Raw genomic sequence first — 17,972 nt, 5'->3', positions numbered from 1 at the left:
GCGCCCTTCTTCTGCCTAGTTACCTTCGTAAAATTACTTGGTCTTCCGTTCATACCAATAACCTGGAATTCCGCGTTCCAAACGCATTAACGCTTCCAAATAGTAATAATCGCCCCAAATCATATAGTCATCCAAGCCGCTATTGCCTCTTACATGGTAGGAACCGTGCTTCAGCAAGCCTTCCGCTTCTTCGCCAATGGTTGCATACTGGTTCACAAGGGAATTCATGGTTTGATTCAGTCCCTGCTGGATCCAGCTGCGATCTGCATCTTCTTCCGGAATGAGGTCTAGCAGCTCCAGCATTCCGCAGGCCGTGATGGCCGATGCCGAGCTGTCGCGACTCGTATTCGCTTCAATCGGCACGTTGAAATCCCAATAAGCAACATAATCTTCTGGTAAATGATCAAGGAAATAGCTTAACAACCGTTTAGCTGTTTGCAGGAAGGCAGGATCTTTGGTGTAACGGTAAGAAAGTGCGAAGCCGTAGATACCCCACGCCTGACCTCGCGTCCAAGTCGAGCCATCCGTATAGCCTTGATGGGTGCCTCCGCCAAGCGGATCTCCTGTCTCCTTATTAAAATAAAATGTATGATACGAAGAATCATCGCCCCGTACCAGATACCGTCTAGAAAGCTCGGCCTGCTTGTAGGCAACTTCTGCATATTTCGGTAGACCCGTCACTTCGGAAGCCCAATATAACAAAGGCAAATTCAGTAAGCAATCAATAATGATTCGTCCGCCATTTTTCTCATCGTTTTCTGGACCCCATGCTTGCAAAAATCCGCCTTGCTCACGCCATCTTCCTAACAAATGATCCGCCGCTTGCAGAGCAAGATCACGAGCACGCTCGTCCTTCTCTACGATCCATCCGGCTAACGCCGATAGTCCGTACAGGAAACCGATATCGTGATGCTCTAAACATACTTTCGCTCCCAGCCGCTGTTTAAAATCTGCAATTTGCTGCTTCGCTTGATCTAGGAAGAATGTATCTTGACTGTACTCATAGCTCAGCCAAGTAAGCCCAGTATGAAACCCTTCAATCCAATCTTCATTCGCAGACCATGCATACCGCTTTTCATTGGTGATATGCGGAAAAGTGCCTGGATGCTGCTCCAAGTTCCGGCGAATTTTGCCGATTGCATCTTCAATTGCTTCACGCCACATCGCTGTCATCCTCTCTTTGCCCGTTTCCTATTCGTTATTTCAACTCTCATGCCAATTCAAACTTATCATGAGTACGATCTAACCAGCTTTGCAGTTCTTCCTCTAATGACAACAGTAGCTCCGTCTGTGGCCGTTCTTTTAACACAATAGGATTGAGCTGATACGGGTCCTTTTCATGTTCATAAAATAAACGCTGCACTTCTGCGCCAGGCGCATACCCTTTATGCACGACATAGGTGTACTGGCTTGTGCGGATTCCCCGCCAGCCAAATCTCCGATTGTCTAAGCCAGCGGAAGCGAAGAGATCAATTGCATCCTTCCTTCCGGGGAATGCACAGATAAAAGCAGAAGAAACGTCAGTATGGCTCGTTCCAAGAAGATCACCGGACAGATCAACTCCTTCAACTGTCGTAGGAACGGTGACCCCAGCAAGACCGAGTAACGTAGGCATAATATCCACACTATTAAAAAGCATATCCGTGCTGCCCTGCCCAATCGTGCCTTTCCAGCTCATCAAACAAGGGATCGCAATGGATTCCTCATGCCAGGAATGCTTTGCCATGAGTCCGTGAGAGCCCATTAGCTCACCGTGATCGGATGTGAGAACGATCAGCGTGTTCTCCGCAAGTCCAAGATCTTGAATTTCCCGGTAAATTCGGCCGAACTGCTCATCCATCCCAGACACAGCAGCGAAATAATCACGGGTGTACCTGTGCAAGGCCTCATCCCCACTATGAAAAGGCTCACCTGTATGCGCTGCTAGATGCACCGAGCTCACATTCGGACGTAGGTTCAGCTCTCGACCATTGTATAGCTCCTTGTAGCGTTCAGGTACAAGTTCGAAGGGACTATGCGGCGGATTCCAAGAGACAAATAAAGCAAACGGATCCGTTTGTTCTTTTCCTCGAGCCCGAATAAAGTCTAACGCCACATCGGTCTCATGCTCCAAGGACCATTGGTCGACTTGAATCATCTCCGGCGTATCTTTCCAATAATGCGGCTTCAGATGATGATCATACGCACCGTAGGAATACCAGAAATCAAAGCCGTGCCGTTTCGGCCCTGGCGGTGTAAACGCATCCCACTCGCGCGCGCCAGATTCAGGCTCTGGACACACATTTTGCTCAGGTAAATCGAGATGCCATTTACCGATATAACCCGTTTGATACCCCGCAGCCTTCAGCGCATCTCCGATACCTACCTCGTCGGGACTCAGCATAACGTCCGCGCCGATTTTACAGTTCGTATAGACCCCCGTCGATTGCGGATATTTGCCCGTCATGAGCGCTGCCCGGTGCGGCGAGCATAGCGGCGTACAAGAGAGCGCATGGTTAAATACCAAACTCTCCTGTGCGAACTTGTCGATATTCGGTGTGATTACCGGATCTTCACCAGTAAAACCAACAGCTTGCTTTCGCCATTGATCTGCAAAAATATAAATGATATTGGGCTTCATTTCGGGCTCACCCTTTAACCGCGCCTGCGGAAATCCCTTCAACAAAATGGTCTTGGGCCATAAAGTAAATCAGAATGGTTGGAATAATGGCGCATACCGCAGCTGCCATCAACGGCCCATACTCCGTCGCATGCTCGGATTGGAAATGCTGCATACCGAGCTGGAGTGTAAACAAGCTATCCGAATTCAAGTAGATTAAAGGACCGAGGAAATCGTTCCACGCATGCATGAAGGTGAAAATCGTTAAGCTGGCAATCGCCGGCCGAATTAAGGGTAGAATGACCCGAGAATAAATGCCGAACTCGCTTAGTCCGTCAATTCTGGCCGCTTCGGAGAGTTCCTCCGGAATAGCCATAAAGAACTGTCTGAACAAGAACACACCGAATGGACTAAATGCTCCTAAGAGAATCAACGCCCAGTGCGAATCAATGAGTCCGATTTTCTTCATTAACATGAACTGAGGAATCATCATGACTTGGTAAGGTACCATCATCGTCGCCACATATAGGAAGAACAATTTATCCCGTTCAGGAAATTTCACTTTGGCAAACGCATACGCAGCCGTGGAACATGTAACAATTTGCAGCAGCGTGGTAAGCACGGCAATTTTGATTGTATTCAAGTAGTAGGTGAAAAAAGGAAGCTCCGTCCATACCTTGCTATAATTCGACCAGTAAAAGTGGCTCGGTATCCACTGAATCGGGAAGCTGAATATTTCTGCCTCAGATTTCACGGATGCCGAGAGCATCCAAAGAAAAGGAACAACCATGGACAAGGCAACAGCGGTAACGACTACATATAATACTGCTTTTCTAACTACTGCGCCAAGCTGTGGACGCCTCGACAGCCTCATGCTGATCTGGCTTGATTCTAATTGCATACTCATGATGGCTTCTCCTTTCTTTAAAGCAATCCGCTCGTTAGGAATAGTTCACCCAACGTTTTTGCCCTCTAAATTGAATCAATGTAATAATGAGAATAATCGTGAATAGCACGTATGCCATTGCAGAAGCATAGCCGTATTCAAAACGTTGGAAAGCCGTGTAATAAATGTCGTAAACCAACATGTGCGTTGAACGACCTGGTCCTCCTTTGGTCAAGACGAACACAAGATCGAACACTTTAAATGAATTGATGATGCCCATAATCACCGTGAAGAAAATAACAGGCGACAGCATGGGCACCGTAATTTTGCGGAATTGTGCGACTTTACCTGCACCATCGATTTCAGCTGCTTCATACAGATCCTTAGGAATCCCCTGCAAGCCTGCTAAGTAAAGTACCATGTAGTAACCGATGGAATGCCAGATACTGACGATAATCACCGAGGCCAGTGCCCATTGTGTCGAAGCAAGCCACATAGGCGGATTATCGATTCCGATGCTTCTGAGTATCCCGTTAATGGGACCCATGGTCGGGTTATAGAGCAGCTGCCACACGACAGCTACGGCAATCGTTGCTGTAATGTGCGGCAGGAAAATCGCCGTTCGGAATATTTTAACGCCTCTCAAGCCTTTATTGAGGGCGACTGCTGCCAAAATTGCAAGGAACAATGTCACCGGTACAGACACAGCTGTCATAATTAAACTGTTGAACAGTGAGATACGAAACGTTTCATCCTGCCATAAGTGCGTATAATTCGAAATTCCAGCCCATTTAATTTCGCCAAACCCGTTCCATTCTGTAAAGCTCATAAGGAAGGAAGCACACACTGGCAAGCAAATAAAAATTAAAAATCCAAGTATATTGGGAAGCAAAAATGTATACCCTGTCAACCGATTACGTCGTAATGCTTTGCTTGTTACCTTCATATACTTCACCCCTATTGAAGCAATCGAGCCCCACCTTCATTCGGTGAAGCCCGACTGTTTCTGTTCTATGACTTATTTCTTGCCTGCTTTATAATCCTTGGCATATTTATCTGCCCATTCAGAAGCAACACGCTGACCGATCTTTTGAATCGCTTGATCGACGGTTTGAGCGCCTGTTAATGCCATTTCGCCTTCTTGCTTGTAGACGCTGTTCACCAGAATGTTTTTCACACCAGGTAGCAAAGGATATTCTGGATATTCCTTTTGTTCCACGAAATAGTGAATGTTCTTAGGCTTCAAGCTACCGTCGCCAATATACGTCTTGCGAATATCATCATTGATATAGCCTGTGAGGAAGCCTTTGGCTGCGAATTGCTTCGCGCCTTTCACACCAGTCATGAATTGAACCACTTTGAACGCTTCTTCTTTGTGCTTGGAGTTTTTACTGACCATCAAAGATACCGGAGTCGCCAAGCTTGTATTAGCAGCTACGCCTTCTGGATGCGGAACTGGCACAACGTCCCAATCAAAGCTAATTTTCTTCTCTGTTTCTGCTTGTCTAAGCTGTGCCACATGCCAATCCCCGATTAGGTTCATCGCGATATTTCCTTTTTGGAAAGCAGCGTTGTAATGCGCGGATGTTGTAATTTGTTCGGCCCAGCCCATGATGGAGCCGTCTTTCTCCATGTCCATTCGGAATTGAAGTCCCTTCTTGAACGCGGATAAGTCTTTATCGATGATCGAAGCGCCAGTTTGGACGCCTTGCATATACCATGTTTGTGCCCATGGATGTACGAATGCTCCATACACTTTGTTGGAGCCCTCGCCTTTCGTCATCTTCTTCGCTAGTTCACGGAAATCGTTCCATGTCATATCCGCTTTCGGATAAGCAACGCCGGCTTGGTCGAACAACGTTTTGTTGTAGAACAGCATCCAGTTGGATTTCCGATACGGAAGTCCGAACACTTTATCATTTACTTTTAACGCATCGTACAACGGGCCAAATCCGGATACATCTACATTCGCTTTTTTGACATAATCATCTAGAGGCTCTAGAATGCCAGTATCCAAGAACACGTCCATCGTCCCGCCGAATAAATCCATATCCTCACCCGAGGACAGCTGCATGCGAAGCTTCTCATAATACTGCGCTTGTGGAATCGTTTCGAATTGCACTTGAATATTCGGGTTCTCTTTGTTAAATTCGGCATAAGCCGTTTTAAACGTTTCCAAATCATCCGGAAGTACAGTAGCTTTCAAATTAACTTGTGCCGCTTTGGCATCCGGAGAAGTTGTATTTTTATCTCCCGCCGTTGTCCCAGCGGAGCCGCATCCTGCCAGCAATCCCATCAGCAATGTGCCAGTCACACCAAGCTTCAAACTTTTTTTCATTGGACACTCACCCTTTTTTTGATATGATTTGTTTGCGTTTTCTTAATTTGAATTATACGTAGATGCCAAAGAGTCTGACAGATGAATGTTTTATTCCCCCATTTGGCTGCTGAGAAGGAAGTGATCCGATGCTGTTCGTTACGTTAGTCCTGCTAATTTTCACCATTTTATTCACATACAAAAAGCTAAATCATGCGTCAACCCGCTTCATGTACGGCATTATTATCGGTTGGGTGCTTTCTTTCGTATCCTTTACGTTATACCTGAGTAAATTCAATTACTACTTCAATGTCATTCACAGCTTCTTTGATTTCAGCCCTGGCACATGGAATTACTTGGTTTTGACCAAGTTTAACCCCAATTGGCTCATTCGTATGCTGAACGTCGGCGTAGGACTGTTCTACTGCTCGCTGCTTGGCTTTGCCATCGCCTTCACCCGCAGTCTTAGCCTATCCAAGCAGCGGTTCGTTTATGGCGGCATCTCGCTCTTTTTTATTATCGAGACGGCTTACTATGATCCCGCTTTTCATATTGCACTAAGCCATTGGATCGACAGCCTGCTATTCTTGAACACGATCGAAATTACCTTAATGAGCCTTCGCTACCTCATACTTATAGTTGCTTTTGGTGTGCTCATCAACTATTATTTGAATTATCCGAAAATTAGGTTTATCAAAAATTTAACACTGTATCATGTTTTGCTCTTTATTCCACTCGTCGTCATCCATCTATTTATTTTCTCATGGGCCCCGAAAGTATTGGTTAAGGAAACGTATTTGAAAGGATATTTCAACTATCTGCAGCCACCCCTTGGCTATCAGTCGATCTTACTACCTGTATTTCCTTTTGCCATTTATTTAACACTAATCTTGATGATTTACCTGGTTTACAAATTTAACTCGATAGAGAATTACCGCAAAAACCGCGATATACAAATCAATAAAAGCATCGACACGGCGACGCTCGGAACGCGCGCTTTTACACATGCCCTCAAAAATCATTTGATCGGCATACAGTCCGAAGCAAGCTATCTGAAAGAGCGCCATCAGGCGGACAGCGAATCCTTATACAGTCTTGACCTCATCTTACAATCGTCGCAGTCGGCACTCACCAGCATTAACGAAGCCGCAGATAAGTTGAAAAATATGAACTTGAATCTCCAGCCGATGTCTATTGATATTCCGGTTGTGCAGGCTATTGCTCGGTTAAGTGAACAAGCTATTGGCTGCCAAGTCGACTATTCGCCCGGTACACCTGCTACTAGCTATATTGATCCCGGTCATTTGACCGAAGCCATTTATAATCTACTTCTTAATGCCAGCGAATCCCTGCAGTTCCGCGAGGATGGCCGCATTATGGTTGAACGCAGCCAGCAGAACGGCTGGGCGCTTATCCGGATTTCCGATAATGGCCCTGGCGTTGCCGAGGAGCATTTGGATGCGATTTTCGATCCTTTTTTCACCACGAAAGCATCGGTAAATAACTGGGGGATCGGCTTGTCCTACTGTCATAAAATCATCTTAGGCCACGATGGCAAGATTGTCGTAGAAAGCAAGAAAGACGTTGGAACGACCTTTACGGTGTTCCTGCCGATTATCTAAAGAATGGGACAGCTGACGAAAGGGGAGGACTGCACAATGACACAACAACCTATCCGTATTCTCATCGCAGATGACATGGAAGCCCACCTCAGAAGGCTGGAAAGGACATTCGCCAAACACGATGATTTTGCCTGTGTGGCGCGTGCTTCATCTGGACATGATGCCGTTATTCAAGCAGCCCTGCATCAACCGGATGTCATTCTCATGGATATCGAGATGGAATCCCAGTTTGCAGGTATACAAGCGGCGAAATTAATTCATGAGAAATATCCTCGGATGAAAATCATCGTTCTCACCGTTCACAAGGATGAGAACTTCATTTTCGCAGCCTTCCAGACGGGCATCACGGACTATTTGCTTAAAAATGCTGCTGACGGCGAGATCATGGAAGCTGTGCGCTCCGCCTTCATGAATGCTTCGCCTATCCGCCCGATGATCGCCGAGAAGATACGCGAAGAATTTGTACGCGTGAAGCGAGCTGAGAGCTCCCTGCTGAATATTATTCAGATTATTTCGGAGCTTACCCCCAGCGAATTACAGGTACTAAGACTGTTATGTGAAGGCAAGAAGCGAAAGCAAATCGCCGAAGAACGGTGCGTTGAGTATGAAACGATCAAGAAGCAGATCAATTCTATTCTGAAGAAATTTCAAATGCCAGATTCAACGATGGTTATCCAAACGATTAATGATTTGCGTATTTTCGAGGTCATGAAGAAGCTATAGGGATACCGCGCGCACTTCTGGATCGCGATATCTCCGCATCTCGCCGAAAGATACGGAACGTGGTTCCCTTTCACAGTACCATAGTCCTCGCTGGAGCAAAAAAAAGAGGATGTCTCGAAAGGTCGATTTAGACCTTGAGACATCCTCTTTTTCGTTAACTGGAAAACCTCCAGTTAGATTCCTGATTTAATTTGGAATTTGTTGATTAACTGGAAAATAGGTAGGTAATTTATAAATTTCTGCTGTTTTCGGGGTGATTACTTAAAATTAGATGTAAATTTTCCATTTATTACATAAAAATCAAGAATTCTCACAATATTAACTGTATGTTCTCCCGTTATTACGTCTAATCTAAAAAGAACCCAACCAACGAGGCTGGGTCCTCTGTTTAAACGAATATAAGAATCTCCCTCTTAGTCCAATGCCCCGTAAATCGCAGCACGCAGTCGCGGATGTATGAAGGGCTCCTGGCTCGGCAGCATCTGCTGCATGTACACAACGGAAAGCTCTTCTTTCGGATCAATTAACATGTACGACCCGGCTAGACCAGCCCAACCGAATTCACCAATGGAGCTGTTACTGCCACCAGCAGCTGGATCCATCATGACGCGAACACCTAAACCATAGCCATAACCACGCAATTGCTGCCAATTGAAATCCTTGAGCTGTTGCGGATTTAAGTGATTAGTCGCCATCAATTGAATTGTTTTCGAACTAAGAAGACGCACCCCTTCATGCTCCCCGCCTTTGGCAAGCAGCTGTGCAAACTGGCTGTAATCCCCAATCGTCGAAAGCAGGCCACCTCCTCCGCTTTCATAGCGGCTTCCAGGTTGATAGCTGGCATCTGTCTTTGTATTAGGTGTAAGCGCGCCGCCTTCTGGACGATCGTAGATGGTGCATAGACGATTTCGCTTATCTTCCGTTATCCGGAATGAGGTGTCGATCATCCCTAACGGATCGAAAATTTCCTTCTTGAGAAACTCGCCAACCGTTTGCCCCGTAAGCACTTCAATCAATGCGGTCAGAACATCGTGACTGAAACCATACTTCCAGCGCGTGCCGGGATCGAATTCCAGCGGAATGGTTGCCAATCCTTTGGATAACGCCTGCATGTCCATCGTCTCTCTTTTAACGTTCTCCAGCATAGTACGAGTTTGTCTTTCGGTTTCCGTGTCTTCTCCAGGATAGGTAAGCCCAGAAGTCATCGTGAACAGGTCCTTGATCAGGATTGGATTGGTCACAGGAGACAAAGATTTCGTACCATTGTTATCTCGAAATGTCTGTTGATTTTTGAAGGCGGGTAAGTATTCCTCCAATGGATCGTTAAGCAAATAGAGCCCTTTCTCATACAGCATCAGTGCCGCAACGCATGTAATTACTTTCGTCATTGAATAGATCCGGTAGATCGTATCTGGCGTTATCTCCTGCTTCTTCTCCAAATCCGCATATCCTAGGGTTTCCTTATAGAGTACTTCTCCTCGTTGCACAACGGTACAGGCGCAGCCCGCTGGTCCTTTTTCCGTGATACTTTTAAGAAGTGGCGTCAATCGTTCTTCAAGTCGTTTACTTGTGTTCATTTTGCTATTCCCTCCTAGGAACGATTTTTCACCTAAATCTGCTCAGCTTTATTAGACATTCGATAATTAACATATTTATATTCTAACTTTTATTGGTACTTGCTACAATAAAAAAACCAGCTAACATCCGATTTTACGGAGGTTAACTGGCAGTCGACTTATTTAACATGGCCCTTCGGTTTCTTACCGCTCCATCTTTCATCTACTTTCTCGTTCATCGACTGATACCTTGCATCTACACTAATCCGGTACTGGTTCGTCGTATTTTCAAGGGAACAGTGCATCAAGAACATGCCGAAGATAAGCACATCCCCTGCCTGGAATTCGGTTGTTGCCCACTTACCGCCAAATTTCTCCGTAATGAACAGCGGATCATCTGTATAATGATTCACGCCATCACGATCAGCATCCTTAGAACCGTAGGACGCTTTCAATTTTTCGAAACGGTGTGAGCCAAGACAGATAGCTAGACCTCCCATCTCATAGGAGATATCACCCAGCGGGGACCATACCGTATACACATTATGCGTTCCTCTCCCCATGTAAACGATATCATAATGCGCCCCTGTGAAATCACCTTTCCCAACGGCTCTCAGCCATTTGTAGTGGTAGGTTAACGATTTGTCACCAAGAAATTCATCAAAGAAGCGCATAATATGATCGCCATTCAAGACATTTAAGAGTGCTGGCAAATCTTCATTCGTCCCGCCCATGAAAATGGTTTTGCTGCCATCGGCCATCACGCCATCTTCAAGCTGAGTGTCACGATCTAGCTTCCCCATCTGGGCCATTTTTTCCAAAATGCTTGTACGAGCTTCCAACACCTTGTCCCGATTATGAAATCCGCGAATGAGTAAGTATCCATCCTCTTCCATACGTTCACGCAATGCTCCGATATCATGAAAAATATCATTAGAGCTTCTAAGTTCCTCTAAATGCTGCCCATGCATCTCTAATTCGCGGTTGCCGACTTTTACCATCATCTTCATCCACACTCCTCAGCGTTTTCTTGCTTGCTTATAGTCTAAGTATAGGATGAACAGCTCATATCAACCATGGATAAGCGTTATCATTTCATGTATAATCGTACAATAACGGAGCGCTAAACGAAGGAGCACACAATGACCTTTATCAACATTCCTTATGAGTTAGAAAAGAGAGACATTCCTTTCCCCGTCTTTCACTCGATCTGGAAAGTTCATGCCGATAACAGGTATGAAGTATCGAAACGGGAAGGCTTCGATATGCCAGGACTATTCCTTACATTCGATGGGAAAGGCATCATTACACTGGCAAATCATACGTACGAACTGGAGAAGAACACCTTTTTCTTAGTGGAAGAAGGCATTCCCACCATGTACAAATGTCTGAATAATGATTGGAAGTTTTATTTTTTAGATTTCAACCAACTGAGCATGGCTCGCTATCTGCAGCTTCCAGTAGGGGAAGTTATCTCTACCGGCAAAATGGCAGAAGCCACGCAATTGTGCGAACGAATGATTGACGGCTTAATCGCTCAGCCCCTTGGCTACGAATATGCGTCAAATATCTTGCTGCAAGACATGTTACTCCTCTTTACAAGAGAACATTCCTTGGTTGCCCTCTCTCATCACACTGAGCTCAACCAAATCCTCATCTATATCCATCGAAATTTAGACAAGCAAATTCGCATTGAAGACCTGCTCCAGCTAAGCGGCTGGTCGCGTACGACCTTTTTCACCCGGTTCCGTGCACTGACAGGCTTGTCTCCAACCGATTATCTCCTAAAACTAAAGCTAGCGGCTGCGAGAGTTGCTCTCGAAACCACTAGCTTATCGTTGAAAGAAATTGCAGCTAAGCTGCATTTTTATGACGAATTTCATTTTTCCAAGCTATTTAAGAAGGCATTCGACCAATCCCCTAGCACGTACCGCAAACTGAAATTAATGGGTACTGAGAAGTCCTAGTAAGACTAGTTTAAAATCTTAGTAGCAATCCAAGCAAGATCAGCAATATCGATCATGCCGTCCTGATTAACGTCTGCTGCTTTAATGGAATTCCAGTCTGCATCCGCCGAAGTTGCGCCATAGTGCTTCGCAACAATAGCCAAGTCACCGATACTTACTTTGGTATCGTTGTTCAGATCTCCTGGTGTTCCAATAATGACTGAAGCTTTGAAGGTTGCAAGCGCAGCACTTAGTGCAGTTGCTGCTTGTGCAACATCATCTTGGTTAGCAGACGCATTATTAATGACCGCAATTGCCGTGCTAATAGCAGCAAGTAGATTCGCTTTAGATCCAACTGGATATTGACCAACTAGCGTGCCCTCCGCTGCCCCATCATGCCATTGCTGAGCTTCCGATATGAGGGCTTGCAACGCCGCTTTATCCACATAGGCAATGGCTATGCCATGCGAAGTGACTGCGAGACTTGTTTCCTCTCCAATGGCATTGGCGATCAACAGCTTGGAAATCGTAATCGTAGTACTCGACGATTCGTGAAGTGATTTGGATTTCCAATGAAGCTGCAATAGATCGTCGTTAGCAACCGCTTCTGCATGACTTCCAATTTTGACTACAAGAATTCGAACCTGACCTTCTGTCAGTTTTTTGTCTACAATAGTCAAACCGTCACTGACAGATTCCACACCAAGGAATTCTACTTTGGCTGGATCATAGGTGAACGTCAAATCCTGAGCTAAGATGTTATCCGCTGTATTGGCCAATCCGTAGGTCAAATCAAACGTGCCTCCCGTCATGACCGTGTTCACACCATCGAGAAGAACTTTATTCGGTTGTTCTGACTTCGCTGGTACGACAACGGGCAAGCTCACAGTCACGGCTTTGGTACCATCGGATGTCCGCGTTACTTCCAACACGAGATTCACTGTGTTCTCCATACTGGATGGCACTATAGTTCCATCCATGTGAATGATGGCAGGTTGATCCGTACTTTTAATTGCAATGGTATAACCGGCTGGCACATTTGGCAGTGTCAAGCTGCCTGCATCCTGTGCAGGAGCTGTGATACTCGTAATTCCAGCAGCAACTTGTGCAGCTGTGGGCGCTTGCGGATTTGTTAAATCATCAACAACTAAATCATCCACCACAAGTACAACATCTATGGCTGATAATTGCGGCTGTGCCATTTGTTTTACCGAATCAATAGCAATGTAATAATCGTCCTTAGCACCTGTTTCAAAATCTAATACCGCGTTCGCAGTACCTGTAGATTTGATAATTGGCAGCGTAAAACCAGGAATTAGGGACTTACCTGTGCCAGTTGCAGAAGACAACGGCACGCTATAGGTCTGACCATTCGATCTTGATTTAGCCGAGAGCTGATACAGCCCGGCTTTATTCGCCTCATAATTCATGCTGACTTTATAATGGGTATTCGGCAATAGCTTCAGCGTTGATGGTACGGTTGCCAAAAGCTCAGCAACAAGTGGTGTACTTGCATTTGAAATGAAATCTTGTTCGTTCGACTTCAAGGAAAAATTCCCATTAATCACGTAGGTCATCGGCTGTGTAATCGTTGGATCGGCAGCTTTCACTGCATCGCTCACCTTCTCAGCCAAATGCGTTTGACCTCCGCTTGAAGCTGCTTGGAACATAAACGGACCATAGCCTTCTGAGACATTTTCAAAGTCCTCGTAGAAGTAATGAGTGCCAAAATCCGTTTTGCTTGGATTCTCCCACAGCTTCACATCATCCCACCATACATTGGAATTCGCAACGCTCGTAGCATCAGCTTTCAAGTAAATCGTTGCTTTTCCCGTAGCATCCGCCGTAAAATCAACTTTCATCCGTTGATAGTACGTATTTTTGAATTTACTAGGCTCTTCTAAGTTTTTAATTTTCGAAGAAGTAATGAAATTCGTTACTTCCGGTCCGCCGTAGTTTTTCACACCAATCGTAACGGTTCTGTCGGAAGTACTGCGCGACTTATTTTCGTTACCAGTTGATGTAGAAGCATTATTAATGTCTACCCAAACCGAAGCCGTGTACGTTTTCCCCGCTTCAAGTCCATAGACGTTCTGTGTAATCGTAGCATCGTCTTTCCCTGCTATTTTCAGGAAGTTATTTTTCAAAGAATCATGCTCAACGGTTACATTCGCAGCTGTCGCATTCGCAGTAGAGGTTTTCTCCCATGAAGCAAAAGCACCGCTATCAAAACCTGGATCCTTCACAGGCCCACCGAATCCGAAATCACCGGCTTGCTGTGTATCTGCACCTTGTTCCTCGGCTTTGGATTTGTATATGACATACGGAACGCCGATTGTGGTGTTGTTGATCGTTACTGAACCATTGGTAACTGGCAATGTACGCTCCCAGACACGCCCTGTATCCGTCAGTTTATACATCTCAATTGAAGATAAACCACTCCAACTATTAGGCAATTCCCAAGTCGTTGAACCGCCTTTCGGATTCCAATAGTAGATCTTGGATTCATTTTGCGGATCCCACGGTAGGAACAATTGGCTTTTTTGATTACTTACATCCAATTGGCCAACACCGGTATCTCCCCAGTCTTTATGATTCAGCACATCATATTTGGCAATCGTTTTGCCGTCCTTCTTGAGCGAAGCTGTGCCAATGATATAGTTGGAATCTGCGCTATCTGCATGATATTCATCCAAGGAAGCGACGACTCCGCCCCCGAAAACGACCGTTTTATCCATACCGGAAGCATCATGCGTCGTATTGAGAATAGGGAAATGCTGCATATATTTCGTTAACAAATTGTTATTATAAAATAAATCAATCCCGTTCTGAATATCCGTTCTTCCTTGCCAAGTACCAACTCCAGCTTGCAACATACCTCTCAATAGAACGCTGGTATACGGGCTTGGTGCCTGGAACGTGTCTTGATACTGGTTTTTAATAAAACGGATAATCTGACTGCCCGGCGTTTTACTTGGATAATAAGGATCGGTTCCCCAGTGCGTCCAAATCACATTTTCCTCTAATGGCCCAGAGAACTCTGTGGCAAACCAGAAACCTAATTTGTTCTGAATTACATTCGCAAATTGATTGGCGTGCCAACCAGCACCGCTATACACATCATCGTAAATCATGGCAAGGTTAGGAACCTCTTGTTTAAGCTGGGTATATCTTTTCACCAAATCTCCGCCTGCTAAATCTTTGGCATGATCAGACGGATATGTAGGGTCAACCCAGTCATAGTTCGAACTTGTGCTGCCCCAATTTTCGGGTTTTGCATAATAAGCATCTGGATCTTGACCATCGATGTTCGTATGAACGCCGACTTTCACATTGTATTTTAACCCTTCATCGACAAGTGTGTTAAAATCTTTCAGCCCACCTTCACGAATGCCGAAGTGGCCCGCGAGGTCTGGATGACTGTCATCATGCCCTTCAGCCTGATATCCTTTTTCCAAAATGAGCTGTCCGAAGCCATCGTACAAATTGTAAAGCTTCTTCGCGTTATCCAATGTACGTAAGAATGGGTTTTGCGCTAAGCTGTTGAAGTTCATCGCGATATAAGAGACATAATTATTAATTTCGCTTGCGCCAGGATGGAGATTCTCCGACCATACATTGCGGAAATCAATCGCTGCATCTTTCCAATCCGCTGTGTGATCATCGTTCCGATCCGGAGAAATGATGATCTTCGATGAGAAATCAAATTTTGGCGGGAATTTGCTATCGTCGATGATATCTCCTCTTGCCTTCCAAACCCCGTTCCACATCGAAAGTTGCTTATTGATGGCATCGGGCTCGTTGGCAATATTCATGACAATTTTGGCTGGCGTGTCAACAACGTCATTCATAATCGCTGCCGCCAATGTGCCATCACTAACAAAACCATAACTTCTTAGCTTACTGTCTACAGTTTGATCTTTTAATTTCGTTCCATAAGTGGCATCATTTGTATAGAACTCATCATTCATCTGATTCCACTCCCCAGTTACCCAAGAGGACGCCCCTTGTGCATCGGGATTGCTGCTCGATACTGTAACTAACTTATGATTCGGGAATTCCACGGTTCGTACTTTATAACCCGCAGGCTCACTATTGATATGCGTTGCCATGTTCACGATATTGCCCGTGACTTTATACGTAACCGTCATCTTCACAGTGCCTGCTGCCGCTTCTGAGTTATCATCCACGACGGGAACGTCTAGTTGATAAACGACCGTATCCCCTGCCGTTTTCGTTGCACTTTGTACCGTTGCAAAGCCGTCATTGCCGTTTATTTTCACATTGTATAGAAAATCAGTTTGACCTTGCAGGGTTGCATTTGAAGCCTCACTGCCCAGCCACGTATAACTGCGTACGGTCGGGAAGCGATTATCCATGCTTACACTCAATTTGTCTGATGCGATCGAAATCGGCTGTAACGCTGTCGGTTGTGGCGGTGTTGGCGGGATATACGCTTCCTGTGAAATTTGGCTGATCGTTATATTTTTCGATGTGAACCAGCTTCTCAAGCCTACCTTACCTTCGGCAACCGGGAAGTCTGCACTTCCACTGACAACCAAACTATCATTCAACCAGACTTTAATATTTTTGCCGATATATTTAATTTTAAGTGTGTAATCGGTATTCGCTGTAATGTTAGGCCCGCTGGTCGTTAGATCGCCGTAATGCGAAGCATCGGTTTGCCAGCCCCAATTGCCGTTGGTATTATAGTAAATCATCGCGTAAGGCTGTGAAGGTGAGATGTATCTGAAAATAAATCCGATACGTCCCGTATCGATATTCGTTCTGAACTTGATGGTGTACGTACCATCTTGAATCGGCAGCGAATCATTGTCATAGATTTCCCCGAACAGATTGGTAATGTTCAGCTGATTATTCACGATCGCTGGTGTCGGCGAGTAAGCCGTCCCATCGATTTTATTCCAAGTGCCCGTTAAGCCATCGTTATAATTTCGGATGTATGTCGTTGGTTTCGGCGGCGTGTAGACGTCACCTTCTTTATACGTAACTTGCATATCATCTATATAGGTCGTTAATGTGCCCGTGGAGCTTGCGGCGTAACCCTGACTGCCATTCACAACAGCCGTCCCCACTTGTGTACCCGCATAAATCTCCGTACCGTCTACGGTAAGTGTATAGGTATCCCCTTCATAATCTACACCTACATTGTGTACCACACCAGGACTTAGAGGTTGAGGCGTACTCGTTAAATTATATGAGACATCTGCACCGTCTTTTTTCCCCATCAACGTCCAATTACCAGCGCTATCAGTTCTAACTGAACTCCAGTTACTCTCATCAACATATCGGAATAATAGTCCTGCAGAGCTATAAGTGCCGTTCAGCTGCAGTTTGGTACTATAGGTTCCATTTATCGCCAAAGGAGATTTGCTGTCCACCACTTGGCTTGCACCATTGGTCGTGGTTACTTGAGCAACTTTTCCAGTGAAGCCTGCTAATGGCGTTTTAAAAGAATACGTAGGAACTACTGCACTCGCAGCTCCCATTTGTAAGCCTGGTGTGGCGTCATCTGTAAAATTCCTTGTATAGACGACCGCATTCCCCTTATCGCTATCCGTTACTTTCACATCATCGATATTTAATGTCTTTGTAGCGAAATAAGAGCGAAAGCCAACCTTACCACCTGCTATGGGTAGCTTGCCCCCTGAGGTTGACGTGTAAGCAAGCGCACCATCGATATAGACCTCGTACGTATCCCCGCTGAATGTCATTTTGAAGGCATACGTTTTGCCTGGATCCAGTTTAATTGTCTTGTTCAAATAAGTACCCCACACTTCACTGCCCCCATTATACCCATCCCACAACCAACCGTTCCCATCACGAGAAACCATGGCATAATGCGTTGGATCCTTATATCTGGCAATAAATCCGAACTGCTCAGAAGCCCCTCCGTCAATGTTCAGCTTCGCTTCAAACGTCCCATTAGCCACATCAGGCATATCGTTAAAATAAAAGATTTCATTGCCGCCATTCGGGTTTTTCGCAGCTAGAAATTGTCCATTCATTTCCGAGTAGGTAGCCCTTGCGCTTACCGCTGTGTCGGACGTTACTGTCCCTTTATCCGAGAGATTGACTTCTGTTCCATCTTCAAAATTGTTCGTGTAGGTCACACTCTGACCACCCGCTGCTAATGCTGTCGAATTGCCAAACATCTCTAACGCACCTGGTAATGGTAAAACACTTGTAGCTAAGAGTGTAGTTGAAAGAATAACGCTTAATTTACGTCCAGTTGTCCTCATCTTATTACCTCCTGCTTCTTTTTTGAAAAGACCCGAAAGTTGAATGTGATTCGTGTAGCT

General features: G+C 45.3%; 11 protein-coding genes. 3 read left to right on the top strand and 8 right to left on the bottom strand.

Annotated features, from left to right (window positions below):
* Positions 1-33: 33 nt before the first annotated feature.
* From ACSQ8O_RS14165 to ACSQ8O_RS14145, 5 genes are all read right to left on the bottom strand, one after another.
* A complete protein-coding gene (locus tag ACSQ8O_RS14165) occupies positions 34-1,164 on the bottom strand; it encodes a glycoside hydrolase family 88 protein (RefSeq protein ID WP_436242935.1) in 1,131 nt (376 codons plus the stop codon).
* A gap of 46 nt (positions 1,165-1,210) precedes the next feature.
* Entirely contained in the window at positions 1,211-2,620 is a 1,410-nt protein-coding gene (locus ACSQ8O_RS14160; protein ID WP_436242195.1) for a sulfatase family protein, read from the bottom strand.
* Between the two features lie 7 nt (positions 2,621-2,627).
* Complete coding sequence (locus ACSQ8O_RS14155; protein ID WP_436242194.1) at positions 2,628-3,506, bottom strand: carbohydrate ABC transporter permease; 879 nt, start codon at positions 3,504-3,506, stop codon at positions 2,628-2,630.
* Positions 3,507-3,540: 34 nt separating this feature from the next.
* Positions 3,541-4,431 carry a carbohydrate ABC transporter permease gene (locus ACSQ8O_RS14150; protein ID WP_056619655.1) on the bottom strand — a complete coding sequence of 297 codons (891 nt, stop codon included), beginning with the start codon at positions 4,429-4,431 and terminating at the stop codon, positions 3,541-3,543.
* A 72-nt stretch (positions 4,432-4,503) separates the two neighbouring features.
* Positions 4,504-5,823 (bottom strand): ABC transporter substrate-binding protein, encoded by a 1,320-nt coding sequence (locus ACSQ8O_RS14145; protein ID WP_436242193.1) that lies wholly within the window; start codon positions 5,821-5,823, stop codon positions 4,504-4,506.
* A 128-nt stretch (positions 5,824-5,951) separates the two neighbouring features.
* Here ACSQ8O_RS14145 and ACSQ8O_RS14140 point away from each other — a divergent pair, with 128 nt between their 5' ends.
* Together ACSQ8O_RS14140 and ACSQ8O_RS14135 are read left to right on the top strand one after the other, a co-directional pair.
* Positions 5,952-7,424, top strand: coding sequence for a sensor histidine kinase (locus tag ACSQ8O_RS14140; RefSeq protein ID WP_436242192.1), 1,473 nt, complete (start codon positions 5,952-5,954; stop codon positions 7,422-7,424).
* Between the two features lie 36 nt (positions 7,425-7,460).
* On the top strand, positions 7,461-8,147 hold the full coding sequence (locus ACSQ8O_RS14135; RefSeq protein WP_436242191.1) for a response regulator transcription factor: 687 nt from the start codon (positions 7,461-7,463) through the stop codon (positions 8,145-8,147).
* Positions 8,148-8,560: 413 nt separating this feature from the next.
* Here ACSQ8O_RS14135 and ACSQ8O_RS14130 read toward each other — a convergent pair whose 3' ends face one another.
* Positions 8,561-9,724, bottom strand: coding sequence for a serine hydrolase domain-containing protein (locus ACSQ8O_RS14130; RefSeq protein WP_436242190.1), 1,164 nt, complete (start codon positions 9,722-9,724; stop codon positions 8,561-8,563).
* Positions 9,725-9,882: 158 nt separating this feature from the next.
* Positions 9,883-10,707 (bottom strand): phytanoyl-CoA dioxygenase family protein, encoded by an 825-nt coding sequence (locus ACSQ8O_RS14125; protein ID WP_436242189.1) that lies wholly within the window; start codon positions 10,705-10,707, stop codon positions 9,883-9,885.
* Between the two features lie 138 nt (positions 10,708-10,845).
* Here ACSQ8O_RS14125 and ACSQ8O_RS14120 point away from each other — a divergent pair, with 138 nt between their 5' ends.
* A complete protein-coding gene (locus tag ACSQ8O_RS14120; RefSeq protein ID WP_436242188.1) occupies positions 10,846-11,670 on the top strand; it encodes an AraC family transcriptional regulator in 825 nt (274 codons plus the stop codon).
* Between the two features lie 5 nt (positions 11,671-11,675).
* Here ACSQ8O_RS14120 and ACSQ8O_RS14115 read toward each other — a convergent pair whose 3' ends face one another.
* Positions 11,676-17,912 (bottom strand): endo-alpha-N-acetylgalactosaminidase family protein, encoded by a 6,237-nt coding sequence (locus tag ACSQ8O_RS14115; protein WP_436242187.1) that lies wholly within the window; start codon positions 17,910-17,912, stop codon positions 11,676-11,678.
* Positions 17,913-17,972: the final 60 nt, after the last annotated feature.

Origin of the sequence: Paenibacillus sp. LjRoot56 (assembly GCF_964253335.1) — a bacterium.
In the GTDB taxonomy this organism is placed as follows: domain Bacteria; phylum Bacillota; class Bacilli; order Paenibacillales; family NBRC-103111; genus Paenibacillus_E; species Paenibacillus_E allorhizoplanae.
This window is presented reverse-complemented; position numbering and strand designations above follow the sequence as displayed.

Coding starts and splice junctions, on each gene's coding strand:
- ACSQ8O_RS14150 (WP_056619655.1), bottom strand. CDS start 4,431: ATGAAGGTAACAAGCAAAGCATTACGACGTAATCGGTTGACAGGGTAT.
- ACSQ8O_RS14160 (WP_436242195.1), bottom strand. CDS start 2,620: ATGAAGCCCAATATCATTTATATTTTTGCAGATCAATGGCGAAAGCAA.
- ACSQ8O_RS14130 (WP_436242190.1), bottom strand. CDS start 9,724: ATGAACACAAGTAAACGACTTGAAGAACGATTGACGCCACTTCTTAAA.
- ACSQ8O_RS14140 (WP_436242192.1), top strand. CDS start 5,952: ATGCTGTTCGTTACGTTAGTCCTGCTAATTTTCACCATTTTATTCACA.
- ACSQ8O_RS14115 (WP_436242187.1), bottom strand. CDS start 17,912: ATGAGGACAACTGGACGTAAATTAAGCGTTATTCTTTCAACTACACTC.
- ACSQ8O_RS14120 (WP_436242188.1), top strand. CDS start 10,846: ATGACCTTTATCAACATTCCTTATGAGTTAGAAAAGAGAGACATTCCT.
- ACSQ8O_RS14135 (WP_436242191.1), top strand. CDS start 7,461: ATGACACAACAACCTATCCGTATTCTCATCGCAGATGACATGGAAGCC.
- ACSQ8O_RS14145 (WP_436242193.1), bottom strand. CDS start 5,823: ATGAAAAAAAGTTTGAAGCTTGGTGTGACTGGCACATTGCTGATGGGA.
- ACSQ8O_RS14155 (WP_436242194.1), bottom strand. CDS start 3,506: ATGAGTATGCAATTAGAATCAAGCCAGATCAGCATGAGGCTGTCGAGG.
- ACSQ8O_RS14125 (WP_436242189.1), bottom strand. CDS start 10,707: ATGATGGTAAAAGTCGGCAACCGCGAATTAGAGATGCATGGGCAGCAT.
- ACSQ8O_RS14165 (WP_436242935.1), bottom strand. CDS start 1,164: ATGTGGCGTGAAGCAATTGAAGATGCAATCGGCAAAATTCGCCGGAAC.